Origin of the sequence: Roseburia porci, from assembly GCF_009695765.1 — a bacterium.
GTDB classification, from domain to species: Bacteria; Bacillota; Clostridia; order Lachnospirales; family Lachnospiraceae; genus Roseburia; species Roseburia porci.
In genome coordinates, this window is the sequence record NZ_VUNI01000003.1 from 1 (window position 1) to 24,486 (window position 24,486).

The 24,486-nt window shown below is 40.6% G+C and carries 32 protein-coding genes and 1 riboswitch; of the genes, 29 read left to right on the forward strand and 3 right to left on the reverse strand.

Going from position 1 to position 24,486, the window contains the following annotated elements:
• Window positions 1–150 precede the first annotated feature (150 nt).
• From hisG to ribH, 26 genes are all read left to right on the forward strand, one after another.
• Complete coding sequence (hisG, locus tag FYJ75_RS02545) at window positions 151–807, forward strand: ATP phosphoribosyltransferase (RefSeq protein WP_154428539.1); 657 nt, start codon at window positions 151–153, stop codon at window positions 805–807.
• A 5-nt stretch (window positions 808–812) separates the two neighbouring features.
• A complete protein-coding gene (gene hisD, locus FYJ75_RS02550) occupies window positions 813–2,102 on the forward strand; it encodes a histidinol dehydrogenase (RefSeq protein WP_154428542.1) in 1,290 nt (429 codons plus the stop codon).
• A gap of 24 nt (window positions 2,103–2,126) precedes the next feature.
• Entirely contained in the window at window positions 2,127–2,717 is a 591-nt protein-coding gene (hisB, locus tag FYJ75_RS02555) for an imidazoleglycerol-phosphate dehydratase HisB (protein WP_154428544.1), read from the forward strand.
• 1 nt (window position 2,718) lies between these two features.
• Window positions 2,719–3,999 (forward strand): bifunctional phosphoribosyl-AMP cyclohydrolase/phosphoribosyl-ATP diphosphatase HisIE, encoded by a 1,281-nt coding sequence (hisIE, locus tag FYJ75_RS02560; protein WP_154428546.1) that lies wholly within the window; start codon window positions 2,719–2,721, stop codon window positions 3,997–3,999.
• 100 nt (window positions 4,000–4,099) lie between these two features.
• Complete coding sequence (locus FYJ75_RS02565) at window positions 4,100–4,390, forward strand: hypothetical protein (RefSeq protein ID WP_154428548.1); 291 nt, start codon at window positions 4,100–4,102, stop codon at window positions 4,388–4,390.
• Between the two features lie 23 nt (window positions 4,391–4,413).
• On the forward strand, window positions 4,414–6,282 hold the full coding sequence (locus tag FYJ75_RS02570; RefSeq protein WP_154428550.1) for a TIGR03960 family B12-binding radical SAM protein: 1,869 nt from the start codon (window positions 4,414–4,416) through the stop codon (window positions 6,280–6,282).
• The gene (locus FYJ75_RS02575; RefSeq protein ID WP_154428552.1) at window positions 6,266–6,988 is read left to right on the forward strand and encodes a TIGR03936 family radical SAM-associated protein; all 723 of its coding nucleotides are present in this window, start codon (window positions 6,266–6,268) and stop codon (window positions 6,986–6,988) included. The genes FYJ75_RS02570 and FYJ75_RS02575 overlap by 17 nt, the downstream gene beginning before the upstream one ends.
• Window positions 6,985–8,178, forward strand: a complete 1,194-nt coding sequence (locus FYJ75_RS02580) for a ribonuclease E/G (protein WP_154428554.1) — start codon at window positions 6,985–6,987, stop codon at window positions 8,176–8,178. Before FYJ75_RS02575 ends, FYJ75_RS02580 begins: the two co-directional genes overlap by 4 nt.
• Window positions 8,179–8,318: 140 nt before the next feature.
• Window positions 8,319–8,627: a 50S ribosomal protein L21 gene (gene rplU / locus FYJ75_RS02585; RefSeq protein ID WP_154428556.1), complete on the forward strand. Its 309-nt coding sequence runs from the start codon at window positions 8,319–8,321 to the stop codon at window positions 8,625–8,627.
• 16 nt (window positions 8,628–8,643) lie between these two features.
• On the forward strand, window positions 8,644–8,973 hold the full coding sequence (locus FYJ75_RS02590; protein ID WP_154428557.1) for a ribosomal-processing cysteine protease Prp: 330 nt from the start codon (window positions 8,644–8,646) through the stop codon (window positions 8,971–8,973).
• Between the two features lie 3 nt (window positions 8,974–8,976).
• Window positions 8,977–9,261 carry a 50S ribosomal protein L27 gene (rpmA, locus tag FYJ75_RS02595; protein ID WP_154428559.1) on the forward strand — a complete coding sequence of 95 codons (285 nt, stop codon included), beginning with the start codon at window positions 8,977–8,979 and terminating at the stop codon, window positions 9,259–9,261.
• Between the two features lie 58 nt (window positions 9,262–9,319).
• Window positions 9,320–10,606: a GTPase ObgE gene (gene obgE / locus FYJ75_RS02600; RefSeq protein WP_154428561.1), complete on the forward strand. Its 1,287-nt coding sequence runs from the start codon at window positions 9,320–9,322 to the stop codon at window positions 10,604–10,606.
• A gap of 30 nt (window positions 10,607–10,636) precedes the next feature.
• On the forward strand, window positions 10,637–10,927 hold the full coding sequence (yhbY, locus tag FYJ75_RS02605; RefSeq protein ID WP_154428563.1) for a ribosome assembly RNA-binding protein YhbY: 291 nt from the start codon (window positions 10,637–10,639) through the stop codon (window positions 10,925–10,927).
• A gap of 4 nt (window positions 10,928–10,931) precedes the next feature.
• Entirely contained in the window at window positions 10,932–11,534 is a 603-nt protein-coding gene (gene nadD / locus FYJ75_RS02610) for a nicotinate-nucleotide adenylyltransferase (RefSeq protein ID WP_154428565.1), read from the forward strand.
• A gap of 14 nt (window positions 11,535–11,548) precedes the next feature.
• Complete coding sequence (gene yqeK, locus FYJ75_RS02615) at window positions 11,549–12,136, forward strand: bis(5'-nucleosyl)-tetraphosphatase (symmetrical) YqeK (RefSeq protein WP_154428567.1); 588 nt, start codon at window positions 11,549–11,551, stop codon at window positions 12,134–12,136.
• Window positions 12,124–12,462: a ribosome silencing factor gene (gene rsfS, locus FYJ75_RS02620; RefSeq protein ID WP_154428576.1), complete on the forward strand. Its 339-nt coding sequence runs from the start codon at window positions 12,124–12,126 to the stop codon at window positions 12,460–12,462. Before yqeK ends, rsfS begins: the two co-directional genes overlap by 13 nt.
• An 87-nt stretch (window positions 12,463–12,549) precedes the next feature.
• Window positions 12,550–13,041, forward strand: coding sequence for a GNAT family N-acetyltransferase (locus FYJ75_RS02625; protein ID WP_154428578.1), 492 nt, complete (start codon window positions 12,550–12,552; stop codon window positions 13,039–13,041).
• Window positions 13,042–13,070: 29 nt separating this feature from the next.
• The gene (locus tag FYJ75_RS02630) at window positions 13,071–13,550 is read left to right on the forward strand and encodes a GNAT family N-acetyltransferase (RefSeq protein WP_154428580.1); all 480 of its coding nucleotides are present in this window, start codon (window positions 13,071–13,073) and stop codon (window positions 13,548–13,550) included.
• A gap of 39 nt (window positions 13,551–13,589) precedes the next feature.
• Entirely contained in the window at window positions 13,590–14,318 is a 729-nt protein-coding gene (locus tag FYJ75_RS02635; RefSeq protein ID WP_235906988.1) for a YdcF family protein, read from the forward strand.
• 69 nt (window positions 14,319–14,387) lie between these two features.
• Window positions 14,388–14,759 (forward strand): GntR family transcriptional regulator, encoded by a 372-nt coding sequence (locus FYJ75_RS02640; RefSeq protein WP_154428582.1) that lies wholly within the window; start codon window positions 14,388–14,390, stop codon window positions 14,757–14,759.
• Between the two features lie 2 nt (window positions 14,760–14,761).
• Window positions 14,762–15,613 (forward strand): ATP-binding cassette domain-containing protein, encoded by an 852-nt coding sequence (locus FYJ75_RS02645; protein WP_154428584.1) that lies wholly within the window; start codon window positions 14,762–14,764, stop codon window positions 15,611–15,613.
• Window positions 15,610–16,275 carry an ABC-2 transporter permease gene (locus FYJ75_RS02650; RefSeq protein ID WP_154428586.1) on the forward strand — a complete coding sequence of 222 codons (666 nt, stop codon included), beginning with the start codon at window positions 15,610–15,612 and terminating at the stop codon, window positions 16,273–16,275. The genes FYJ75_RS02645 and FYJ75_RS02650 overlap by 4 nt, the downstream gene beginning before the upstream one ends.
• Before the next feature lie 125 nt (window positions 16,276–16,400).
• Window positions 16,401–16,515: riboswitch (FMN riboswitch) on the forward strand.
• 161 nt (window positions 16,516–16,676) lie between these two features.
• Window positions 16,677–17,780: a bifunctional diaminohydroxyphosphoribosylaminopyrimidine deaminase/5-amino-6-(5-phosphoribosylamino)uracil reductase RibD gene (gene ribD, locus FYJ75_RS02655; RefSeq protein WP_154428588.1), complete on the forward strand. Its 1,104-nt coding sequence runs from the start codon at window positions 16,677–16,679 to the stop codon at window positions 17,778–17,780.
• Window positions 17,762–18,397: a riboflavin synthase gene (gene ribE / locus FYJ75_RS02660; protein WP_328596841.1), complete on the forward strand. Its 636-nt coding sequence runs from the start codon at window positions 17,762–17,764 to the stop codon at window positions 18,395–18,397. Before ribD ends, ribE begins: the two co-directional genes overlap by 19 nt.
• 11 nt (window positions 18,398–18,408) lie before the next feature.
• Window positions 18,409–19,614 (forward strand): bifunctional 3,4-dihydroxy-2-butanone-4-phosphate synthase/GTP cyclohydrolase II, encoded by a 1,206-nt coding sequence (locus FYJ75_RS02665; protein ID WP_154428590.1) that lies wholly within the window; start codon window positions 18,409–18,411, stop codon window positions 19,612–19,614.
• Between the two features lies 1 nt (window position 19,615).
• Window positions 19,616–20,080, forward strand: a complete 465-nt coding sequence (gene ribH, locus FYJ75_RS02670) for a 6,7-dimethyl-8-ribityllumazine synthase (protein WP_154428592.1) — start codon at window positions 19,616–19,618, stop codon at window positions 20,078–20,080.
• A gap of 59 nt (window positions 20,081–20,139) precedes the next feature.
• Here ribH and lexA read toward each other — a convergent pair whose 3' ends face one another.
• Window positions 20,140–20,760 carry a transcriptional repressor LexA gene (gene lexA, locus FYJ75_RS02675; protein WP_154428594.1) on the reverse strand — a complete coding sequence of 207 codons (621 nt, stop codon included), beginning with the start codon at window positions 20,758–20,760 and terminating at the stop codon, window positions 20,140–20,142.
• Between the two features lie 199 nt (window positions 20,761–20,959).
• On the opposite strand from lexA, the gene FYJ75_RS02680 reads away from it, so the two are divergent.
• From FYJ75_RS02680 to FYJ75_RS02690, 3 genes are all read left to right on the forward strand, one after another.
• Complete coding sequence (locus FYJ75_RS02680; protein ID WP_154428596.1) at window positions 20,960–21,343, forward strand: LysM peptidoglycan-binding domain-containing protein; 384 nt, start codon at window positions 20,960–20,962, stop codon at window positions 21,341–21,343.
• A 130-nt stretch (window positions 21,344–21,473) separates the two neighbouring features.
• Complete coding sequence (locus tag FYJ75_RS02685) at window positions 21,474–22,190, forward strand: lysophospholipid acyltransferase family protein (protein ID WP_154428598.1); 717 nt, start codon at window positions 21,474–21,476, stop codon at window positions 22,188–22,190.
• Between the two features lie 4 nt (window positions 22,191–22,194).
• Window positions 22,195–22,671: a gamma carbonic anhydrase family protein gene (locus FYJ75_RS02690; protein ID WP_154428600.1), complete on the forward strand. Its 477-nt coding sequence runs from the start codon at window positions 22,195–22,197 to the stop codon at window positions 22,669–22,671.
• A gap of 9 nt (window positions 22,672–22,680) precedes the next feature.
• Here the strand turns inward: FYJ75_RS02690 and FYJ75_RS02695 are convergent, their stop codons facing one another.
• Window positions 22,681–23,742 (reverse strand): tyrosine-type recombinase/integrase, encoded by a 1,062-nt coding sequence (locus FYJ75_RS02695; protein ID WP_154428602.1) that lies wholly within the window; start codon window positions 23,740–23,742, stop codon window positions 22,681–22,683.
• Window positions 23,739–24,479, reverse strand: coding sequence for a tRNA lysidine(34) synthetase (locus FYJ75_RS02700; protein ID WP_154428604.1), 741 nt, complete (start codon window positions 24,477–24,479; stop codon window positions 23,739–23,741). The genes FYJ75_RS02695 and FYJ75_RS02700 overlap by 4 nt, the downstream gene beginning before the upstream one ends.
• Window positions 24,480–24,486 lie beyond the last annotated feature (7 nt).

The following is a 24,486-nucleotide window of genomic DNA, read 5'->3' on the forward strand; positions in this document are numbered from 1 at the left end:
TGTGTTTTCGCAGATTCAATTATACTGCTTTTTTAGGGGGTAATCACTTTTTTTGTAAAAAAATGTGAGAAATCCTTGAAAATATAATGTTTATAAAAATAAAAAAGGTAGTTAACTTGACACTACCGTAAAAAGATACGGAGAAGAAAGATGGAAGAAAATCGCTATTTGACATTTGCTTTGGGAAAAGGCAGACTTGCTAAAAAAACGTTAGAACTTTTCGAACAGATTGGAATTACCTGTGAGGAAATGAAAGATAAGGACACACGAAAACTGATCTTTGTGAATGAGGATCTGAAACTTAAATTTTTCCTTGCAAAAGGGCCGGATGTTCCAACCTATGTAGAATATGGTGCAGCAGATATCGGAATCGTCGGAAAAGATACGATTCTTGAGGAAGGCAGAAACATTTATGAAGTGTTAGATCTTGGATTTGGAAAATGTAAAATGTGCATCTGCGGACCGGAGAGTGCAAGAGAACTGTTAAAACATCATGAACAGATCCGTGTTGCAACAAAATATCCGCATATTGCAAAGGATTACTTCTACAACAAAAAACATCAGACGGTTGAAATTATCAAATTAAACGGATCAATCGAGCTTGCGCCGATTGTCGGACTTTCAGAAGTGATCTGTGATATTGTAGAGACAGGTACGACACTGAAGGAAAATGGTCTGACCGTTTTGGAAGAAGTCTGTCCATTATCTGCGAGGGTTGTTGTCAACCAGGTAAGCATGAAAATGGAACATGAACGCATTAATAAACTGATCCGTGATCTGAAGACAGTAATTGAGAAGGAGGAATAAACAAGATGAGAATTGTTGAACTTACAGAAGAAAGCAGAAAAGATATACTTGAGAACTTATTAAAAAGAAGCCCGAATAACTATACCGAATTTGAAGGCCGTGTAAATGCAATCATTGAAAAGGTAAGAAGTGACCGGGATGAGGCGGTATTTTCTTATACCAAACAGTTTGATGGCGCTGATATCAATGCATCGAATGTTCTGGTAACAGAAGAAGAAATCAAAGAGGCTTATGAGCAGGTAGATCAGACATTACTTGAGGTAATCCGCAAAGCTCTGGTCAATATCCGTAAATATCATGAAAAACAGAGACAGCAGTCCTGGTTTACATCCGAAGATGGTATTATTTTAGGACAGAAAGTGACTGCACTTGAGAAAGTCGGTGTATATGTACCGGGCGGAAAAGCAGTTTATCCATCTTCTGTTCTGATGAATGTGCTTCCGGCAAAGGTAGCAGGTGTTGACCGTATCATCATGTGCACACCTCCTGGAAAAGATGGAAAAGTATATGCTTCCACACTGGTTGCTGCAAAAGAAGCTGGTGTTGATGAAATCTATAAAGTTGGCGGAGCACAGGCAATTGCTGCCATGGCTTTTGGAACAGAGAGCATTCCAAAGGTTGATAAGATTGTCGGACCAGGCAATATTTATGTTGCACTTGCGAAAAAGGCAGTATTTGGATATGTCAGCATTGACTCCATCGCTGGCCCGAGTGAGATTCTTGTTCTTGCAGATGAAACAGCCAATCCGAGATATGTTGCAGCAGATCTTCTTTCACAGGCTGAGCATGATGAGATGGCATCTGCAATCTTAATCACAACGAGCGAGGAACTTGCCAAGAAGGTTTCGGACGAGATCGATGGATTTGTAGAGGAACTTTCCAGAAAAGAGATTATTCAGAAATCTCTGGATAATTATGGATATATTCTCGTTGCATCGGATCTTGATGAGGCAATTGATGCGGTAAATGAGATCGCTTCTGAACATATGGAAATCGTTACAAAAGATCCATTCCATGTTATGACAAAGATTCGGAATGCAGGTGCGATCTTTATCGGAGAATATTCTTCTGAGCCGCTTGGCGATTATTTTGCAGGACCAAACCATGTACTTCCGACAAATGGAACTGCAAAATTCTTCTCGGCTCTCAGTGTAGATGATTTTATCAAGAAATCAAGCATTATTTCCTATTCCAGGGATGCATTAGAGCCTGTTTACAAGGATATTGTCAAATTTGCTGAATGTGAAAAGTTGACAGCTCACGCAAATTCGATTAAGGTAAGATTTGAAAAATAATAAGAAATGCAGGTGGGGTTATATATGGCAGATAGAATTTCAGCGTTATCGCGCAAGACAAAAGAAACGGATATCTCTGTCAGCTTGAATATTGATGGAGCCGGAAAAGCACAGATAAATACCGGGGTTGGATTTTTTGATCACATGCTGGAGGGATTTTCCAAACATGGATTTTTTGACCTGAAACTGCAATGTGAGGGAGACCTTGAAGTAGACTGTCATCACACAATTGAAGACTGTGGAATTGTACTTGGCAATGCGATTAAAGAGGCGGTTGGCGACAAAAAAGGAATCAAACGATTCGGCAGCTGCATACTTCCAATGGATGAGACACTTGTGCTTTGCGCGATTGATCTTTCCGGAAGACCATATCTTGTATTTGACGGAGAATTTACGGCAGAGCGTGTCGGCTATATGGACACGGAAATGGTAAAGGAATTCTTTTATGCCATATCTTATTCCGCAGGGATGAACCTTCATATCAAGGTATTAAACCCGGGAAATAATCATCATATGATCGAAGCAATGTTTAAAGCATTTGCACGTGCGCTGGATGAGGCAACTACATATGATCCGCGTATCACGGACATCCTGTCAACGAAAGGAAGTTTGTAATATGGAGCAGAAGAATATCGTAGCAACACTTTATCTGAAAAATGGTAAAGCTGTGAAATCCCGTACCGATATGACGGAGATTGATAATGTATATCAGCTGTGTCAGTTATACAACGACAGTGGAATTGACAAGATTATCATTTTTGACCTCAGCACAGATGACGATGAACATGAGAAGAACATTCATACGATCACAAATATTAACCGTAACATTGAAGTGAAAGTCTGTGCAGGCGGTAACATTAACCGGATCGATGATATTAAAAAACTTTTATATGCGGGTTGTGTACAGGTAATCTTAAATGCCTCGAAACATGGTAATCTGGAACTTGCAGCAGAGGCAAGCAGCCGGTTTGGCAAGGACCGCATTCTTGTATCGGTTGAGAATGTAGACTTTATATTTAAGCATAAGGGTGAGATTGATAATACGTTTCATGAGATTCTTGTCCTGAATAAAAATATTATTGATGCGATTGAGAATATGACAGATATTCCTTATGTCATAAATTTTGATGATGCGCAGTATGATGAAATCGTTGAGGTTTTAAAACGGGAGAATGTAAGAGGAATTGCAGGACCATTTATTAATGATCCGCATGCGGACATTATGAAGTTAAAAGCAACGCTCTCGAATGCCGGAATTAAAATGGATAATTTTGAGGCTGCATTAAAATGGTCTGACTTAAAGCTTAATTCCGATGGAATGGTTCCGGTTATAGTCCAGGATTACCGTACGGATGAGGTGCTTATGCTTGCCTATATGAATGAGGAGGCATTTAACACCACAATCACGATCGGAAAAATGACCTACTACAGCAGAAGCCGTCAGGAACTTTGGATCAAAGGACTGACCTCCGGACATTTCCAGTATGTGAAATCTCTTACCGCAGACTGTGATTATGATACGATTCTTGCAAAAGTATCACAGGTCGGGGCGGCATGTCACACCGGAAAAAGAAGCTGCTTTTTTAATCCAATCGTACAGAAAGAATATGTTGAAAAGAATCCACTTAAGGTACTTGAGAGTGTTTATGATGTGATTGCGGATCGGAAAGCCAATCCGAAAGAGGGCTCTTACACCAACCATATTCTGGATAAGGGAATCGACCAGATCTTAAAGAAGCTTGGAGAAGAGGCAACGGAGATTGTAATTGCTGCCAAAAATCCGGAAGCGGAAGCAGTGAAGTTTGAGATCACCGATTTTATTTATCACTGTATGATCCTTATGGTTGAAAAAGGAATCACTTGGGAAGACATTACAACTGAACTGGCACAAAGATAAAATAAAAATAGAATCCGAACAGATCCTGGAAGATACAGGGTCTGTTTTTTTATGTCCGGAATATAATTACATAGACCATAAAGCAGAAAAAGGAGAAAAATTGGAAGAAAAAGATCATAGCCATGCTTATCAGACCGGATATCGTTACCGGATGCAGAACAATATGAGAGCGCTGGAGGTAAAAGAAAAGCAGGGAGGAGCTGGACGAAGTGGAACGGCTTTTCTGATCCGGTTCAGCATTGCGGCATTTTTACTGTTACTGTTTCTTTTGAGCAGTCAGTTTTCAGGATTTTTCCCGGATGGGATCAGTGATCAGATATATGAGCAGGTGATCAACAATGATTTATACACAAAACTGCAAAATTATGTTATTATGATTCTATATGACTAAAAGAGAGGTATAGGATTTATAATATGGCAAAGCTTGCATTATCTGATGAAATTCTGATGCAGATTGAAAAGCCGGCCAGATATATTGGCAATGAGCTTAACAGTATTGTAAAAGATAAAAATACAATTGATATCCGGGTCGCAATGGTTTTCCCGGATGTTTATGACATTGGAATGTCGCATCTTGGAATCCAGATTTTATATGATATGTTTAACCGGAGAGAGGATACGTGGTGTGAACGTGTGTATTCTCCGTGGCCGGATCTTCATGCAATTATGAAAGAGAAAAAGATTCCGCTTTTCGGGCTGGAATCTCAGGAGCCAATCAAAAATTTTGATTTTATAGCGATGACACTTCAGTATGAGATGTGTTATACCAATGTGCTGCAGATACTCGATCTTGCGCAGACTCCGCTTCTGGCAAGCGAAAGAGGCGAGGATGATCCGATCGTAATCGGAGGAGGACCGTGTACTTACAATCCGGAACCAATTGCGGATTTCTTTGACTTTTTCTATATCGGTGAGGGAGAGACACAGTATGATGCACTTTTTGATATGTATAAGCAGATGAAGAATGATGGCGCATCCAGAAAAGAGATTCTTCATGCGATTGCGAAGATTGAAGGCATGTATGTTCCTTCTTTGTATGAGGTAAGTTATAAAGAAGATGGAACGATTGCCGCTTTTACGCCGAAATACGAGGATATTCCGAAGACAATCAAAAAACAGATCGTGATGGATCTGACAACATCCGTGTATCCGGAGAAGCCGATCGTTCCATTTATCAAGGTGACACAGGACCGTGTTGTGCTTGAGATCCAGAGAGGCTGCATCAGAGGCTGCCGATTCTGCCAGGCGGGAATGATCTATCGTCCTAACCGGGAGAAGGACGTAGAACGTCTGAAAGATCTTGCATATAAGATGTTAAAGTCAACCGGACATGAAGAGATTTCTTTAAGTTCTTTAAGCTCCTCAGATTATTCACAGCTGGAAGAACTGGTAACCTTTCTGATTGATGAATTCCACGGCAAGGGTGTGAATATTTCGCTTCCATCGCTCCGTATCGATGCGTTTTCCCTGGATGTTATGGGAAAGGTGCAGGATATTAAAAAGAGCAGCCTGACGTTTGCTCCGGAGGCCGGTTCCCAGCGCTTAAGAGATGTTATTAACAAAGGTCTGACGAAAGAAGTGATCCTTAACGGGGCAGGACAGGCATTCGAAGGCGGCTGGAATAAGGTAAAGCTTTATTTTATGCTGGGACTTCCAACTGAAACAGAGGAAGATATGAAGGCAATACCGGAACTTGCAAATGATATTGCGGCTTTGTACTATGAAACAGTTCCGAAGGAACAGAGAAATGGAAAATGCCAGATCACGATCAGCACTTCGTTTTTTGTTCCAAAACCGTTTACACCATTCCAGTGGGCAGGAATGCAGACACCGGATGAATATTTAAGACGTGCAAAGATCGTTAATGATACCGTAAAGGCTCAGCTCAACCATAAGAGTATCCGTTATAACTGGCATGAAGCAGATGTGACAGTATTAGAAGGTGTGCTTGCAAGAGGTGACAGGCGGTTGTCAAAGGCCATTCTTTATGTTTACGAGCATGGTGGATTTTTTGATGCATGGTCTGAGTTTTTTGATTATTCGAAATGGATTGAAGCATTTGAAGCATGTGGAATTGACACGGATTTTTATACGATGCGCAATCGCCCGGATGATGAGATATTCCCATGGGATTTTATTGATGCGGGAGTTACGAAAGAGTTTATGTTAAGAGAATGGCATAATGCTCAGAATGAAAAAGTGACACCAAACTGCAGAATGCGTTGTTCTGGTTGTGGTGCAAAACAGTTTAATGGAGGTGTCTGCTTTGAAGGTCAGAATTAAGTTTCGAAAATATGGAGTTATGAAATTTATCGGACATCTTGATATGATGCGGTATTTTCAAAAGGCAATGAGAAGAGCGGATATTGATATCTGTTATTCCGAAGGTTTTTCCCCGCATCAGATCATGTCATTTGCGGCACCGCTTGGTGTAGGAATTACCAGTGATGGAGAATATCTGGATATTGAAGTGCATTCCAGCAAAAGTTCGAAGGAAAGTATGGCAGCACTCAATCAGACAATGGTTCCGGGCGTGGAGATCAGTGGCTACGTTAGGCTTCCGGATTCTGCAAAAACAGCAATGTCGATCGTTGCGGCGGCGGATTATGTTCTTTCTTACAAAGAAGGATATCCGGTTATGCATACCAGAACAGAATGGGAAGCACTGCTTCAGGAAGTTTTCTTTGAACAGCCTTCGTTTGTGATCATGAAAAAGACAAAGAAAAGTGAAAAGGAAATTGACTTAAAACCTCTGATCTATGATCTGAAAGTCCAGGGAACCGAAGAACAACCGGAATTTTATATTAAGCTTTCTACCGGAAGCACAGATAATATAAAGCCGGAACTTCTGTTATCTTCTATTTATGCAGCAGCCGGACTTGAATATGATGCGAATGCGATCCAGATCCACAGAAATGATGTCTATGCAGAGGAGGATGGAACGTTTATTTCTCTGCTTGATATGGGAGAGGAGATCCTGAATTCATGAACAGGCTTGCAATCACAGAGATTGTAAAAGGAAAAACAGAATATCTGGCTTATATCATGCTGGATGAAAAACGGGATTTTATTGATTTTCAGCTGTATGAAAAGGCGGAAAAGACAAGACTGAATGATATTGTGATTGCACGGGTAGAAAATATTCTTCCCAATATCAAGGCGGCTTTTGTCCGGATTTCAGAAGATGAACGGTGTTTTTTGCCGTTTGGTAATATAAAATCGCCGGTATTTACAAAAAAACAGTCTGAGAAGAAAGATCTTTCCATTGGAGATGAACTTCTGGTACAGGTGGAACGGGATGCAGTAAAAACAAAAGAAGCTGTTGTGACGACCAAACTGACTTTAAGCGGAACTTATTCGGTACTTACAACGGACAATGAAAGTCTTGGTGTGTCAAAAAAGATTCCGGATGAAAAGCGGAAAAAATTGCAAAGCCAGCTTCAGGAGTGGATGAAAGATGAAACGGATCGAAATTATGGAATCGTGATCCGTACGAACGCAGAAGAAGTACAGGAAGAAAAACTGCAGCAGGATGTCTGCTCCCTCATACAAAAATATCACCATATGATCGATACGGCGGTACATAAAAATGCCTTTACACAGATCAGTAAGAATCCGCCAGGATATATCAGCCGGCTGAAAAGCACAGATTTTCAAAAAATCGATCAGATCTATACAGACAGCAAGGAGATTTTTCATACGATCCAGGAAGAACTTCCAAATATCCAGGACAGGCTAGTCCTTTATCAGGATGAAAAACTCAGTCTTCATGCATTGTATAATATTGAAGGCAATATAGATCGTCTGCTGGCAAAACGGATCTGGCTGAAATCCGGTGCAAATATCATTATTGAGCAGCTTGAGACGCTTACGGTTGTGGATGTCAACACCGGTAAAAACATTTCCGGGAAAACAGAAACATTGTTTAAAGTTAATATGGAAGCAGCAGTGGAGGTCGCAAGGCAGCTCAGGCTTCGCAATATCTCAGGAATGATAATTGTTGACTTTATCAATATGGATACAAAAGAAAAAGACAGGCAGCTGATGGAAATGCTGAAACAGGAAGTGGCAAAAGATCCGGTCCGGTGCAGTGTCATTGATATTACAAAACTCGGACTTGTTGAAATTACAAGAAAAAAAGTCTACCGCTCCTTAAAAGAGATTCTTGAAACAAAATGAGAAAATGAGAAAATTTTTTGAAAAGATGTTGACATTTGGAAAAACATTCAGTATTATAAATGAGTATGCCGCACAGCGTGGTTTAAGTCTGCAATCATGCAGCACCGAAGCTGGCGAGTAATGATAATAGGAGGTGCCATATGTACGCAATTATAGCAACAGGTGGTAAACAGTACAAAGTATCTGAAGGCGATATCATTACCATTGAGAAACTTGGTGTTGAAGCTGGTGAGAAAGTTACTTTTGATCAGGTTTTAGCTGTTTCCGGAGACGAAATGAAAGTTGGAGTTCCAACTGTAGCTGGAGCAACTGTAGAGGCTTCTGTAGTTAAAGAAGGCAGAGCTAAGAAAGTAATCGTTTACAAGTATAAGAGAAAAACTGGCTATCACAAGAAGAACGGTCACAGACAGGCGTTCACCCAGGTTAAGATCGAAAAAATTAATGCGTAATCGATAGGTAATTGTTATGATTCATATAACGATTTATCAGAATCATGCAAATGAATGCACCGGTTTTCGATGCATAGGTCATTCGGGATATGCAGATGCAGGGAGTGATATCATATGTGCAGGAGTATCCGCACTTGTGATCAATGCGATTAATTCCATTGAGAAATTCACATCTGTGATGCCTCAGCTTGAGACAGAAGCAGAATCTGGTTTGATCGACTGCAGACTTAAGAATTATTCGGATCATGATGTTGCATTACTGATGCAGTCCATGATATTAGGTTTGCAGGGAATACAAAAAGACTATGGGAATGAATTTATCATTCTGGATTTCAAGGAGGTGTAAGACATGTTAAATATGAACCTTCAGTTTTTTGCTCACAAAAAGGGAGTTGGTTCTACAAAGAACGGCCGTGATTCCGAATCCAAGAGATTAGGAGCTAAGAGAGCAGACGGACAATTCGTAAAAGCTGGTAACATTTTATACAGACAGCGTGGAACAAAGATTCATCCAGGTACTAACGTTGGTATCGGTGGTGATGATACTTTATTCGCTAAAGTAGATGGTGTTTTAAGATTCGAGAGAGTTGGAAGAGATAAGAAACAGGCTTCCGTATATCCAGTAAACGAATAATATTTTGTAGCCCCGACTGAAACAGCCGGGGCTATTTGTGTATTAGAGGTAGAAAATTATGTTTGCAGATCGTGCAAAAATTATTATAAAATCAGGCAAAGGCGGAGACGGACATGTATCATTCCGCCGTGAAAAATATGTGCCGAATGGTGGACCAGATGGCGGAGATGGCGGTCATGGCGGAGATGTGATCTTTGTTGTAGATGACGGCCTTAACACACTTACAGATTTTCGCCATCGTCGTAAATTTGCTGCGGAACCGGGAGAAGAAGGCAGCAAGAGAAACTGTCATGGTAAGAATGGTGCGGATCTGATCTTAAAGGTTCCACAGGGAACGGTTATCAAAGATGCGGAAACCGGAAAAGTGATTGCAGATATGTCTGGCGAAAACAGGCGTGTCACAGTATTAAAAGGTGGCCGTGGTGGACTTGGAAACCAGCATTTTGCAACAGCAACCATGCAGGCACCAAAATATGCAAAGCCAGGTGGAGACGCAATCGAACTTGAGGTGACACTGGAGTTAAAGGTGATTGCAGATGTCGGTCTTGTGGGATTCCCGAATGTTGGTAAATCTACATTTTTATCCCGTGTAACAAATGCGCAGCCAAAGATTGCCAATTATCATTTTACGACACTTCAGCCAAATCTGGGCGTTGTTGATATGGAAGAAGGCTTTGGTTTTGTCATTGCCGATATTCCGGGACTTATTGAAGGTGCTTCGGAAGGAATCGGGCTTGGACACGAGTTTTTACGTCATGTAGAGCGTACAAAGGTAATCATCCATATTGTGGATGCTGCAGGTACAGAGGGACGTGATCCGATCCAGGACATTCATGCCATCAATAAAGAGTTAAGAGAATACAATCCGGAACTTTTAGAAAAACCACAGGTAATCGCTGCGAATAAGATTGATGCAATCTATGGTGACGAGAATGAGATTATCTCTGCACTCCGCAAAGAATTTGAGGAGAAAGAGGGAATCCGCGTATTTCCGATTTCGGCGGTCAGCGGACAGGGTGTGAAAGAACTTCTTTATCATGTAAAAGATCTGCTTGCCACATGCCCGAAAGAGCCAATGGTCTATGAACAGGAATTTGACCCGTCAGTGATGGTATTTAAGGATGAACCATATACGATTGAGATTGCAGAGGATGGTGCATATGTTGTCGAGGGACCAAAGATCGACAAAATGCTCGGTTATACCAATATTGATTCTGAAAAAGGATTTGTATTTTTCCAGCGCTTCCTGAAAGAACAGGGAATCTTAGACGAACTCGAAGAGATGGGTATCGAAGAAGGCGACACCGTACGTATGTATGGAAATGAATTTGATTATTATAAATAACAGCTATAATTAAGATGAGGTAAAACAACTATGAACAGCAAACAACGTGCTTATTTAGGAAGTCTTGCCAGTTCCATGACTCCGATCTTTCAGATTGGAAAAGCTTCTTTAACTCCGGAGATCATCACAGCGTTAGATGAGGCACTGGAGAAACGTGAACTGATCAAGGTTTCTGTTTTAAAAAACTGTATCGATGATCCGAGAGAGATCGCTGCAATGATCGGCGAAAGAACTCACTCTGAGGTTGTAAAGGTAATCGGTAAGAAAATGATCTTCTATCGTCAGCCAAAGAAAAATCCGAAGATCAAACTGCCAGAATAAGAGAATGAAGATTGGAATTCTGGGTGGATCCTTTGATCCGATCCACAATGGACATCTGCATATGGCAGTGAAAGCGCATGAGGAATATGAACTTGACGAGGTATGGCTGATTCCGGCCGGACATTCGCCGAACAAGGATGAAGGGAAAATGACAAAGGCCAAAGACAGACTTGCGATGTGCAGGCTTGCGGCGGATTCCTATTCATTTTTAAAGGTATCGGATATTGAAATGGTCTCAGCAGAAAGAAGCTATACCTACCGGACGATTCAAAAACTGAAAGAATCTTATCCGGATGATGAATGGTATTTCATAATGGGGGCTGATTCTCTGGATTATTTTGATCAGTGGAGGCATCCGGAAATCATCTGTTCACTTGCACATATTCTTGTTGTAAACCGGGACGAGTTTCAGGATGAGGATCTGAAGAAAAAGATCGCAGCGATCAGACAGCTGTTTCCAGCCGATATACAAATCGTTCATTGTGAAAAATATCCGATCTCTTCACATGAGATCCGGGAAAAGCTCCTGAATGAGGAAGAGGTATCCGGGTGGATATCACAGGAAGTGCTGTGTTATATAAAGGAACATGATCTTTATCGATCATAGATAGGATGAAGAAGATGGAACTGACAGAAATTCGCAAAAAATTAAAAAAAGAACTGGATAAGGACCGGTATGAACATACCAAAGGAGTCATGTATACTGCGGGATGTCTTGCAATGGCATATGAATATCCAATTGAGAAGGCAATGCTTGCAGGACTTTTGCATGATTGTGCAAAATGTATCCCAAATGATGAAAAAATCAGTATTTGCAGAGAAAATCATGTGATCATCTCCAATGTTGAACTGGAGAATCCATATCTGCTGCATGCGAAGGCTGGTGCAATTCTTGCAGAAAAAAAATATGAAGTTACCGACCCACTCATACTTCATGCAATCCGGGTTCATACTACAGGAGAACCGGATATGAATACATTGGATAAGATCATTTACATTGCAGATTATATCGAGCCGAAACGGGATAAGGCTCCACATTTGGAATATATCCGTAAGATCGCATTTGAGGATCTGGATCACTGCATGGCAGAGATCCTGTATGATACACTTCATTTTCTGAAAGGAAAAAAAGGATCCATTGATCCGACAACAGAACTGGCATATCAGTTTTATAAAAGATTTGAGGAGGACCAGGAATGGAAACATTAGACCTTGTTAAAAAAATAAAGGCTGCGCTCGAAGATAAGAAGGCAGAGGATGTAACTGTTATTGACATTCATGAGATTTCTTCTATCGCAGATTATTTTGTGATTGCAAATGGTTCCAATGCGAATCAGCTTACAGCAATGCAGGATGCAGTAGATGAGACGATGTACACAAACGGAGTACATGCAAAACAGGTGGAAGGAAACAGCAATTCCACATGGATTCTGATGGATTATCAGGACATTATCGTACACCTTTTTTCAAAAGAGGATCGTTTGTTCTATGATCTGGAACACATCTGGAAAGATGGAAAAGTTGTGGAACTGTAGGGTTTCATGTATAATGGTATTTAATCACGAAAAGCTTGAGGACAAAAACGTTTTCAAGCTTTTTGAAATATAGAAAGAAGGATAAACATGCAAATTACAATCAGAGCTTATGAAGAAAAAGACTTATCCGAAATGATCCGGATCTGGAATGAAGTGGTTGAGGATGGCGTTGCATTTCCTCAGGAAGAATTACTTACAGCAGAGACTGGAAAAGATTTTTTTGCACAGCAGACCTATAGTGCGGTGGCACAGGATACAGAAACAGGTACAATCTATGGATTGTATATTCTTCATCCAAATAACGTGGGAAGATGCGGACATATCTGCAATGCAAGCTACGCAGTGAGCCGTGATTCAAGAGGGCTGCATATCGGGGAAAAACTTGTAAAAGACTGCCTGAGTCAGGCAAAGGTACATGGATATGGTGTTTTGCAGTTCAATGCGGTTGTCGCATCCAATGTACATGCAAGACATCTGTATGAACGGCTTGGTTTTACCCAGCTTGGAGTTATTCCCAAAGGATTTCGAATGAAGGACGGTCATTATGAGGATATCTGTCCTTATTATCATGAAGTATAGCAGAACATTCGGAAAAAGAAAGGAAAACTATGGAGATCAGAAGATCTACGAAAAATGATCTGGCAGAAATTACAGCAGTCTATACATATGCGAGAAAATTTATGAAAGAGCATGGAAATCCAAATCAGTGGGGCGACCGCAAACCGGAGGAAACCAGGGTGTTCGCAGATATTGAGGAAGGGCATTCTTATGTCTGCACGGAAAACGGAAAGATCGGATGCGTTTTTTCTTTTGAAATAACAGAAGAACCAACCTATCGGGTGATTGATGGTAAATGGCAGAATGAGAAAACCTATGGGGTGATCCACAGGATTGCGACGAATGGAACCTGCAAAGGTATGGCATCGTATTGCATGAAGTGGGCATACGACAAGCATCCGAATATCCGGATCGATACGCATAAAGATAATATTCCGATGCAGTCGCTTCTGAAGAAACTGGGATTTGTGTATTGTGGAACAATCCGGCTTCAGGACGGAAGTGAACGGATGGCGTTTCAAAAAACGTAAGTATTGACCGGATCATAAAGGAGAAGATGATTTAGAATTATGATGTTAGGGATAAGTATAGTATTGACACTCTGCTGCATGGGATATGGCAGACTGATCCGTGCAACCGACTCTGGAACAGGGTTTTTCAGAGTATGGTATGTGCTGGCGGGAATAGTATTAAGCGGTGGCATTTTGACATATCTGAACGTGTGGGGGATGCTGCCGGAGATTATAACGAAAGGGCTCATAGCACTTTTGAGCCTGTTTGTTTTGTCTTTTGTGATCATAGAAGTCTGTATAATACGTAATATGCGTGAAAAAGGACAGGAAGGTCTGGATTATCTCATCGTTTTGGGAGCGCAGGTGAAAGAAAGCGGCCCAAGTTTTGTCCTCCAGTCCAGACTGGATCGCGCAATGATGTATTTAAAGGAGAACCCGAAGACGATCTGCATTGTGTCAGGCGGGCAGGGACCAAATGAACCATTTCCGGAGGCTGTCGGAATGGCAGATTATTTAAAGCAGCATGGAATCGCAAAGGAAAGAATCCTTTTAGAGAACAGATCAAAAACGACGAAAGAAAATCTGATCAATAGTCGTGAACTTCTTCCAAAACGCTGTCATGTGGGGATTGTAACAAACAATTTTCATATGTTTCGTGCGCTTTGTCTTGTTAAAAAACTGGGAATGCAGAATGTATGTGGAATTGCATCCCGTTCAAACCGATTATATCTTCCAAACAATATGCTGCGTGAATATTTTGCAGTCATAAAATTTCTTCTTTTTTAATATAACAGTATATAACAGTTGACAACAGTTATATGCTGTTATATACTGTTTGTGCCGGAGGGATAAAATATGCATATGATTATTAATAATTCATCCATGGTTCCAATCTATGAACAGATCGTAGATCAGATAAAAGCTTCTATTGTGGCCCGGGAATTACTGCCGGGAGATCCACTTCCATCGGTTCGTGCGCTTGCAAGAGAACAGAAGATCAGCGCGCTTACTGTTAAGAAAGCATATGATTATCTGGAGGAAGAGGGATTTACGGTAACCATTCATGGAAAAGGAACCTTTGTGGCAGAAACAAGTCAGGATTTTTTAAAGGAAGAACAGAAAAAGGATATTGAAGAGGAATTTGAACAGCTGATTGATAAAGCACGCCGATGCGGTCTGTCAGATATGGAGATAACAGATCTTTTCAATATGCTGCTGGAGGAGTAGATATGGTGAAATTAGATCATGCTAAGAAAAATTATTCGGGATTTTCGCTCGATTGTTCGCTGGAGACAAATCCGGGAATGATTACAGGTTTGATTGGAAAGAATGGATCTGGTAAGTCAACGACATTTAAAGCAATGCTTGGACTTATTGCATTGGATGGCGGGTCTGTAGATGTTTTCGGTAAACCAGTGTCAGAACTTGATTCTAAAGATAAACAGCGCATTGGTGTGGCATTTGCAGACAGTGGATTTAGTAATTATCTGACGATGAAGGATATTTGGGCTATTTTAAAATCGACTTATGTCGACTTTGATGAGAAATTTTTCCAGGATAAATGCCGTCAGTTTGAAATTCCAATGAAAAAGAAACTACAGGAATTTTCGACGGGAATGAAAGCAAGGGTAAAGGTGTTAACTGCATTGTGTCATAATGCGGATCTTCTGATTTTAGATGAGCCGACAGTGGGACTGGATGTTATCGCAAGGGATGAAGTACTGGATCTGATCCGTGAATACATGGAAAATCATGAACAGTGTTCGATTATGATCAGCTCACATATTTCTTCGGATCTGGAGAATCTGTGTGATGATCTGTATATGATCCATGACGGAAGAGTGATCCTGCACGAAGATACCGATGTTCTGCTTTCAGATTATGCAGTGATTAAAGTTTCTGAAACAGACTATGAAACGCTGGATAAGCAATATCTGATAAAAACGAAAAAAGAGCCGTTTGGATATTGCTGCTTGACAGATCAGAAAAAGTTTTATCTGGAAAATTATCCTAAAATTGCGATACAGAGCGGTACGATTGATGATCTGATTATTATGATGAATGGAGGCGAGCTGAGATGAGAGGACTGATGAGAAAAGATTTTGCACTTATGATGTTGCAAAGAAAGCTTCTTATTATGGTATTGACGATAGGAGGCATGCTTGGTGCAACATCCAGCGCTGCTTCTGGAAGTACATTTGTTGTTGCATATGTTGGATTTATTTTTATATTATTGGCGACCAGTACGATTTCCTATGACGAACTGGATAATGGAGAAACCTTTCTTATGACACTTCCTGTAACCCGAAGAGAATTCATACGGGAAAAATATCTGTTCGGAATCATTGTGACCTTTATCGGATGGGGAATTGGAGTTGTACTCAAACTGGTATTTGGCATGATAAGCGGTCATTTTATGTTAAATAAAGAATCTGTCATGGAGGTGACAGCAATTTTATTATCGATGATTCTGTTTCTGGCACTGATTCTTCCGGTTATTTTAAAGTTCGGTCAGGAGAAGGGACGAATTGTGTGGATCGTAATTATCGGAATTATGTTTATCCTGGGCTATGCATATGAAAAATGGGCGCAGCGGACAGGAATGGACGTTTCTGCACGTGTGTCAGAAATTTTTTCCAGACATTCTGGTCAGGTTTTTCCGTTTGCGATTATTTTGGTATGCCTGTTGACGTATATATCATATAGAATCAGCTGTAAAGTCTGGGAGAAGAAGGAATTTTGACACCAATTTGACACCAAATTTTTAAAAGTTATGGAAAAATATAACAACTTATGGGAAGTTGAGGGATGTAAAAAATGCTTGCAATACTGTATAAAGAGCGGTATTATAAGATTTGTAATTGAATAACAGATCTTCAGGGCAGGGTGAAATTCCCTACCGGTGGTAAAGCCCACGAGCCGTAAGGCATGATTCGGTGTGATTCCGAAGCCGACAGTACAGTCTGGATGAAAGAAGATGAACGTATACTTTGAATGTTTACTATGCTCTGGAATGATAAATTGGATCGTTCCAGAGCTTTTTATATTAAAATCAGATAAGCTGACGAAGAACGCTTTTCATGTCTTGGATAGATCGCTATTCAGGACATTTTTTAATTTATACAAAAAGAAAGAAGGTGAATTATGAACGACGAGGAATATATGCATCTCGCATTAGAACTTGCCCAAAAAGGGAGAGGGAAGGTGAATCCGAATCCACTGGTCGGTGCTGTGATCGTGAAAAATGGAAAAATAATCGGACAGGGTTATCACGAACGCTATGGAGAGCTCCATGCAGAAAGAAATGCATTTAAAAATTGTACGGAGCCGGCAAAAGGTGCAACTTTATATGTAACACTCGAACCATGCTGTCATTACGGAAAGACACCGCCCTGTACCGAGGCAATCATTCAAAACAAAATTGCAAAGGTTGTAATCGGAACGCTCGATCCCAATCCGCTTATGGCAGGAAAAAGTGCAGCTCTGCTAAGAAACAGAGGAATTGAAGTTGTCGTTGGAGTTTTAGAAAAGGAATGTCAAAGACTGATCCGGGTATTTCGCAAATATATTACCACGCAAAGGCCGTATGTTTTGATGAAATATGCCATGACCATGGATGGAAAAATTGCGACCAGGACCGGTGCGTCAAAATGGATCACCGATGAGGATGCAAGAATGCATGTGCAGGAAACAAGAAATGAATACTGTGCGATCATGGTTGGTGTCAATACGGTAATTCAGGATGACCCGCTTTTAACTTGCCGGTTAAAGGATGGACGTAGTCCGGTCCGGATTATCTGTGATACCAGACTCAGAACACCGGTTGAGTCACAGATTGTGCAGACTGCAAAAGACGTTAAAACAATCATTGCAACATCAGCCACGGATGATAACAAAAAGGAATTATACCGGAAAAAGTCGTGTATCGTACTTGATGTGCCCCAAAAGGATGACCATATTGATCTGGCACAACTGATGCAGATACTTGGCGAACAGAAGATCGACAGTATTTTATTGGAAGGTGGTGGAACCTTAAACTGGAGTGCGTTAGAGAGTGGGATTGTAGATGCAGTGCAGACGTATATTGCACCAAAAATCTTTGGTGGAACAGCAGCATCTCCGGTGAATGGTCTGGGAGTTGCAAGCCCGGATGAGGCATATCATTTGGAAAACAGCGTGATTTTGAAAATCGGAAATGACTTTTTAATAGAAAGTGAAGTGAAACATTCGTGTTTACAGGAATTGTAGAAGAAACCGGAACCGTTGCCCGGATACAGCGGACAGGGCAATCGGTTCGTATCGTAATAACCGCAGAAAAAATCCTGGAAGATATAAAACCGGGAGACAGTATTGCCGTGAACGGAATCTGTCTGACTGCGGCAGCAATCAGCGGAAAAACATTTACGGCAGATGTGATGCATGAGACGTTAAGGCGTACTTCTCTTGCAGACACAAAACCTGGATGTCTGGTGAATCTGGAGCGTGCAATGCCGGCGGATGGAAGGTTTGGTGGACATATTGTATCCGGGCATATTGATGGAACCGGGAAAATACTTGGTATAAAAAAAGACAGTAATGCGATCTGGTATACGATTGGAACGAAAGCAGAAATTCTTGACTGCATCGTAGAAAAAGGGTCCATTGCAGTGGATGGCATCAGTCTTACCGTTGCTGCAGTGAACAAAAATTCCTTTCAGGTATCGGTAATTCCGCATACAATGGCAAATACGATACTCGCCGTCCGAAAAGTGCAGGATATCGTAAATCTTGAGAATGACTGCATTGGAAAATATGTAAAAAAATATATCACGCAGACCAGTCATAGTGGCATTACGAAAGAAATGTTATTACAAAATGGATTTTAGGAGGCAGAATGATGGACTACAGGAAAATAGAAAATGCACTTAAGGCCTTAAAAGAAGGAAAAATAATACTTGTTACCGATGATGAAGATCGTGAAAATGAAGGGGATCTGATCTGTTCGGCCGAAGCTGCTACTACCGAAAATGTAAATTTTATGGCAACCTATGCAAAGGGATTGATCTGTATGCCAATGAGCCAGGCAATTGCAGACCGTCTGAGGCTTTCTCCCATGGTCGAACATAATACGGATAACCATGAAACCGCTTTTACGGTGTCGATCGATTACAAAGATACCACAACCGGGATTTCAGCCAAAGAACGTGGAATGACTGCACGTATGTGCGTATCCCAAAATGCTTCTGCTATGGATTTTCGCAGACCGGGACATATGTTTCCTCTGATTGCGAAAGCCGGAGGTGTTCTCGAGAGAAACGGTCATACGGAGGCAACTGTGGATCTTATGAGGCTTGCAGGACTTTCCGAATGTGGTCTCTGTTGCGAGATCATGAGAGAAGACGGAACGATGATGCGTGCAGAAGAATTGCATGAATTTGCAGACCGGCATGAGCTTTCCTATATTACGATCCAGGAGATTCAGGAATACCGGAAGGTAAAAGAAAAACTTGTCACCTGTGTTTCAACAACCAGAATGCCGACGAAATACGGAAATTTTACAGCACATTGTTATGTGAACCGGCTGAACGGGGAACATCATGTAGCGCTTGTGATGGGCGAGATTGGTGATGGCGAGAATATCCTCTGTCGTGTACATTCGGAATGCCTGACGGGCGATGTGTTCGGCTCCCTCCGCTGTGACTGTGGGGAACAGTTTGATAAGGCAATGCGAATGATCGCAGAAGAAGGAAGAGGCGTTCTTTTATATATGCGTCAGGAAGGAAGAGGAATCGGTCTTGTGAATAAACTGAAGGCATATCACCTGCAGGATACAGGGATGGATACGTTAGATGCCAATATAGCACTTGGCTTTCAGGGTGATATGAGAGAATATTACACAGGAGCTCAGATTTTACGTGATCTTGGAATCCATTCACTGGAGCTTCTTACAAATAATCCGGACAAGATATATCAGCTTGAAGATTATGGTATGAGAATTGCAAAACGCGTACCAATCGAAATCAGGGCAACCAGATTTGATCGTTTTTACTTAAAAACCAAACAGACCCGTATGGGCCATATTTTAAAACTTGAGGAGGCATAAAATGAAAACATTTGAAGGAAAACTTGTATCAGAAAATATCAAAGTAGGAATTGTGGCAGCGAGGTTTAATGAATTTATTACTTCAAAGCTGGTATCCGGAGCATTAGACGGCTTAAAGAGAGAAAATGTACAGGAAGACGATATAGATGTAGCCTGGGTTCCAGGAGCCTTTGAAATCCCGCTTATTGCATCGAAAATGGCAAAGTGCAGAAAGTACGATGCCATTATCTGTGTTGGTGCCGTAATCCGCGGAAGCACAAGTCATTACGATTACGTGTGCAATGAAGTGTCGAAAGGAATCGCTCAGGTCAGCCTCGCAAATGATATTCCGGTTATGTTTGGTGTACTTACAACAGATACAATCGAACAGGCAATCGAACGTGCGGGAACAAAAGCAGGGAATAAAGGTTTTGAATGCGCCCAGGGTGCGATTGAAATGGTGAATCTGATTCGGTCTTTTGATTAAAAAATATATTTCAGAAAAAATGCTTCAGCGGTCGGATCAAATGACAGCTGAAGCATTTTTTAACGGTCCAGGAAACGGAATACACCAAATACTTTTCCAAGGATCGAACAGTCATTCACAATGATTGGATCCATGGTATCATTCTCCGGTTGAAGACGGATATGTCCGTTCTCTTTATAAAACGTCTTGACTGTAGCGGAATCGTCTACAAGAGCAACTACGATATCGCCATTATCTGCTGTAGGCTGTTTCTTGACTAAAACATTATCACCATTGAATATGCCGGCATTGATCATGCTCTCGCCTTTTACTTTAAGCATAAAGGATTCTTCATTCGGCATAAATTCTGTTGGAATAGGAAAATAAGATTCAATATTCTGAACTGCAAGGATCGGTTCTCCGGCAGCAACCTGTCCAACCATCGGAACATTGACAACCTCGCGACGGGTGAGATTAAAGTTATCGTCTATAATCTCAATTGCTCTTGGCTTTGTAGGATCACGGCGGATATAGCCGTTCTTCTCAAGCGTTTCGAGATGAGAATGAACCGATGAGGTGGATTTGAGGTGTACAGCCTCACAGATATCCCGGACAGTTGGCGGATAACCTTTGTTTAAAATCTCGTTCTTAATGAATTCTAATATCTCTTTCTGTTTATCTGAAATCTTGCCATATGACATGCTGAAAATCCTCCATATTTGCTGAATCTATCGTATGTTCTATAAAATTTATGTTAACCTCATTTTATCATATGGATATACAAAACGCAAACATATATTCCGAATATTTGTTCGAAAAAGCTGTTGACAAACACATGTTCGCGTACTATATTATAAATACAAACAAGTGTTCGATACAATATTTACGGAGGAATAAAGTATGAGAAGAGAATATAACAGTAGAATTTCCGAGAGAGCAAACAGAAGCTTAAACAGAAGAGCTGCAGTAGTTGCAGTTGAGAAGAGAATGATTGCACTTATTGCAGCATTTCTTATTGTCACAGTAGTGATTCTTTGTACATCGATTTCTGCATATGCGAATTCACAGACTGGAAGCAAAGAGATTCATAAATATTATACAAGCTATGAGATTCAGTCCGGCGATACTTTATGGACGATTGCGGATGAATATCTTGGTAATTCTGATATTGATAAAGAAGATTATATTAAAGAGATTCGTGAACTGAATCATCTTGCATCAGATGATCATATTACATGCGGTCAGCATCTTACGGTTGCATACTATTCTGCGGAACAGAAATAATAATGATAATTCTTATGTGATAATTTGTATCATCACCTGATTTTATAGGAGAGAAGTACCAGAAACAGTGGGGACAAAAGTTGATAAATTTCTCATTTTCCGATATAATAATACTTTAGGAGAATTTGAAATGTTAAAATTATTATATGTTATTTTCATGAATTTACATCGGGCACCGTATATGATATCCAAGATGCGTACGTATGCGGATCATCCTGAGAAGTATTCAGAAGAACGAAGATATTCTCTGGTGCTTCATGCAATTTATTTGATGAATAAGACCGGAAAGATCCATACGGTAGCATTTGGAACAGAGAATCTTCCAAAAGACAGCGGGTATATCATGTATCCGAATCATCAGGGAAAGTATGATGTTCTTGGTATCATGTATACACATGGAGATCCCTGCACATTTGTTATGGATAAGAAAAAATCCAATACAATACTGGTACGTGAATTTGTAGATCTGGTGCAGGCGAAAAGATTAGAGAAGGATAATCCAAGACAGGGAATTCATATTATCACGGATGTTGCAAAAGATGTAGCAGCCGGCAAGAAGTATATTCTGTTTCCAGAGGGGGGATATGAATTTAACAACAGGAATAAAGTCTGTGATTTCAAGGCAGGAAGCTTTAAGATTGCTTTAAAATCAAAAGCACCGATTGTCCCGATTGCTTTGATTGATTCTTATAAAGTTTTTAACAGCTTCCATATTGGACCAATCACAACTTATGTTTATTATCTTGAACCAATTACTTATGAAGAATATAAGGATCTTAAGACACAGGAGATTGCAGCTCTTGTGAAAGAAAGAATCGAACAGAAAATCAAAGAAGTCAGAGGATGATCTTATGAGTAAAACAAATTTCATTGCACCTGGTGCATATGTTTTAGGGGATGTTACCTTGAAAAAGGATGCGAATGTATGGTTTCAGGCCGTCATACGCGGGGATACCGATTCAATTACGGTTGGTGAAGGTACCAATATTCAGGATAATTGTACGCTTCATGCAGATAAAGGACATCCGGTTGTATTAGGCAACTATATTACGGTAGGACATAATGCAGTTGTTCATGGTTGTACGGTAGGAGATAATACTGTCATCGGAATGGGGAGTATTGTATTAAGTGGTGCTGTGATTGGAGCCAATTGTATTGTTGGAGCTGGTTCACTTGTAACCGGTAAGATGGTTATTCCGGACGGTTCTCTTGTCATGGGAAGCCCGGCACATATTGTGAGACAACTGACACAGGAAGAAATTGATTCCAATCACGAGAATGCGCTGCATTATATCAGGCTTTCGGCGAAGTATCAGGAAGAAGTATAATTCATAACATTATTCTTCGCGTAAATGTACGTATCTGGCAGCTTTTCTTCGACGGTTATCTTCAATTGCTGCATAATGTTTTCTTGTTGTATTAACGTCTTTATGGCCGAGAACATCTGCGACGAGGTAGATATCTCCGGTTTCCTGGTAAAGATTGGTACCATATGTGCTTCGAAGTTTATGCGGAGTAATATTTTTAATATTTGTCACAAGCTTCGAATATTTTTTTACCAGATTCTCTACAGCGCGGACACTGATCCTGCGGTTCTGCATAGAAAGGAATAATGCATTGGTGTGACCTTCAAGGGCGGTAATTCCGCTTCTCTGGTTCATGTAATCGGCAAGTGCATCACGAACTTCATCTCCAAAGTATACAATTACCTCAGCACCACCTTTTCGGTGAATTTTAATTCCATTATTTTTAAAATCAACATCGTCAATATCAAGTCCGACACATTCGGATACACGAATTCCGGTACCAAGCAGAAGAGAGAGCATGGCAAGATCTCTTGTTTTGGTACGTTCATGATATTTTTGCTGATGTGCAGTCAGTTTTTCTCCGGATTCAACTTCATCAAGCAGTTGAGCAACTTCATCTACATCCAGACGTACGATTGCCTTATCATGAATCTTCGGCATAGTCACTTTAAATGCAGGGTTGGTCTTGATCATCTCATTTTTATATAAGTAGTTGTAAAATGTTCGAAGCGAAGCCAGTTTACGCTTGATTCCACGTTCATCATTGCTATGTGCAATTCCATCCTTTTCGTGATATTTCAAATAAAAAAGGTATTCTTCGATATCCAGCGGCTTCAGTTCATCTAAAAGGGAAAGAGGAATAGCGGTATTCTTTTTTTCATTACATACTGGATTATTTTCTCTTAAATAATCAAAAAAAGTTCCAAGATCGTATGCGTAAGCAATTCGCGTTCTGGAGGAAGTGGTTGGCTCAATTCCTACAAAGAATTGTTTGCAATATGGTGGAAGTGATTCTAATAGTTTTCGAAGATGAAGTTCATTTTTAATATTAACATCTTCATAATAAGCGTTATCTTTTTTCAATGTTTTCATCCTTTCTTCATAGGGGTAATCTGTGATGGCCAGCCTTCAATATTTCCATTTATAATTGCATGGAACATCCGTTGTTTTGCTCCAGGATTTTCATGATGAATTTGTCGTACAAGCTGTTTCGCATATTCGCGTTTGGTGTGACCATCTGCAGGACATGGATTGTGTACAACTGGAAGTTCATATTTATTCTTAAAGCCGATCACGTCAGCTTCCAGTACGTACATGAGCGGGCGTATTACGGTCAGGTTCATACGATCCAGGTGTGTGACAGGAGAGAAGGAATAAAATCTTCCCTCAAATATTAAAGATAAAAACATGGTCTCAATAATGTCATCCATATGATGAGCATAGGCAACTTTGTTGCACCCGAGATCTTTTACAGCCTGATTTAATGCACCTTTCCGAAGCTTGGCACAAAGAGAGCATGGCGATCCTTTTTGTGTATTTGATGTAAGAATTTCCCCTATCTGGGTGTTGATGATATGGTATTCAACCTGTAGTTTTGAACAAAGTTCTTTCACTTCGCTAAGGTCAAAATCCGGGTAACCCAGGTCAACGGAGATTGCAATCAGTTCAAAAGGAACCGGATAGAATTTGCGAAGTCCGGCAAGCGCATAAAGTAAAGTTAAAGAATCCTTGCCACCGGAGATTCCGACAGCGATTTTATCGTTTGGCTGTATCATCTGATAATCATCAATGGCGCGTCGTACCTGACTGTATAATTTTTGTAGTTTCATAATTGAT

Bases quoted from the DNA above. Each gene is read 5' to 3' on its own strand.
- yqeK (WP_154428567.1), top strand. From the start codon at position 11,549: ATGGAACTGACAGAAATTCGCAAAAAATTAAAAAAAGAACTGGATAAG.
- rpmA (WP_154428559.1), top strand. From the start codon at position 8,977: ATGTTAAATATGAACCTTCAGTTTTTTGCTCACAAAAAGGGAGTTGGT.
- hisG (WP_154428539.1), top strand. From the start codon at position 151: ATGGAAGAAAATCGCTATTTGACATTTGCTTTGGGAAAAGGCAGACTT.
- FYJ75_RS02590 (WP_154428557.1), top strand. From the start codon at position 8,644: ATGATTCATATAACGATTTATCAGAATCATGCAAATGAATGCACCGGT.
- FYJ75_RS02640 (WP_154428582.1), top strand. From the start codon at position 14,388: ATGCATATGATTATTAATAATTCATCCATGGTTCCAATCTATGAACAG.
- FYJ75_RS02685 (WP_154428598.1), top strand. From the start codon at position 21,474: ATGTTAAAATTATTATATGTTATTTTCATGAATTTACATCGGGCACCG.
- lexA (WP_154428594.1), bottom strand. From the start codon at position 20,760: ATGTCATATGGCAAGATTTCAGATAAACAGAAAGAGATATTAGAATTC.
- FYJ75_RS02695 (WP_154428602.1), bottom strand. From the start codon at position 23,742: ATGAAAACATTGAAAAAAGATAACGCTTATTATGAAGATGTTAATATT.
- rplU (WP_154428556.1), top strand. From the start codon at position 8,319: ATGTACGCAATTATAGCAACAGGTGGTAAACAGTACAAAGTATCTGAA.
- hisIE (WP_154428546.1), top strand. From the start codon at position 2,719: ATGGAGCAGAAGAATATCGTAGCAACACTTTATCTGAAAAATGGTAAA.
- FYJ75_RS02635 (WP_235906988.1), top strand. From the start codon at position 13,590: ATGATGTTAGGGATAAGTATAGTATTGACACTCTGCTGCATGGGATAT.
- hisB (WP_154428544.1), top strand. From the start codon at position 2,127: ATGGCAGATAGAATTTCAGCGTTATCGCGCAAGACAAAAGAAACGGAT.
- FYJ75_RS02665 (WP_154428590.1), top strand. From the start codon at position 18,409: ATGGACTACAGGAAAATAGAAAATGCACTTAAGGCCTTAAAAGAAGGA.
- FYJ75_RS02650 (WP_154428586.1), top strand. From the start codon at position 15,610: ATGAGAGGACTGATGAGAAAAGATTTTGCACTTATGATGTTGCAAAGA.
- FYJ75_RS02630 (WP_154428580.1), top strand. From the start codon at position 13,071: ATGGAGATCAGAAGATCTACGAAAAATGATCTGGCAGAAATTACAGCA.
- FYJ75_RS02570 (WP_154428550.1), top strand. From the start codon at position 4,414: ATGGCAAAGCTTGCATTATCTGATGAAATTCTGATGCAGATTGAAAAG.
- obgE (WP_154428561.1), top strand. From the start codon at position 9,320: ATGTTTGCAGATCGTGCAAAAATTATTATAAAATCAGGCAAAGGCGGA.
- FYJ75_RS02700 (WP_154428604.1), bottom strand. From the start codon at position 24,479: ATGAAACTACAAAAATTATACAGTCAGGTACGACGCGCCATTGATGAT.
- FYJ75_RS02680 (WP_154428596.1), top strand. From the start codon at position 20,960: ATGAGAAGAGAATATAACAGTAGAATTTCCGAGAGAGCAAACAGAAGC.
- FYJ75_RS02690 (WP_154428600.1), top strand. From the start codon at position 22,195: ATGAGTAAAACAAATTTCATTGCACCTGGTGCATATGTTTTAGGGGAT.
- ribD (WP_154428588.1), top strand. From the start codon at position 16,677: ATGAACGACGAGGAATATATGCATCTCGCATTAGAACTTGCCCAAAAA.
- FYJ75_RS02625 (WP_154428578.1), top strand. From the start codon at position 12,550: ATGCAAATTACAATCAGAGCTTATGAAGAAAAAGACTTATCCGAAATG.
- rsfS (WP_154428576.1), top strand. From the start codon at position 12,124: ATGGAAACATTAGACCTTGTTAAAAAAATAAAGGCTGCGCTCGAAGAT.
- yhbY (WP_154428563.1), top strand. From the start codon at position 10,637: ATGAACAGCAAACAACGTGCTTATTTAGGAAGTCTTGCCAGTTCCATG.
- FYJ75_RS02645 (WP_154428584.1), top strand. From the start codon at position 14,762: ATGGTGAAATTAGATCATGCTAAGAAAAATTATTCGGGATTTTCGCTC.
- FYJ75_RS02580 (WP_154428554.1), top strand. From the start codon at position 6,985: ATGAACAGGCTTGCAATCACAGAGATTGTAAAAGGAAAAACAGAATAT.
- nadD (WP_154428565.1), top strand. From the start codon at position 10,932: ATGAAGATTGGAATTCTGGGTGGATCCTTTGATCCGATCCACAATGGA.
- hisD (WP_154428542.1), top strand. From the start codon at position 813: ATGAGAATTGTTGAACTTACAGAAGAAAGCAGAAAAGATATACTTGAG.
- ribH (WP_154428592.1), top strand. From the start codon at position 19,616: ATGAAAACATTTGAAGGAAAACTTGTATCAGAAAATATCAAAGTAGGA.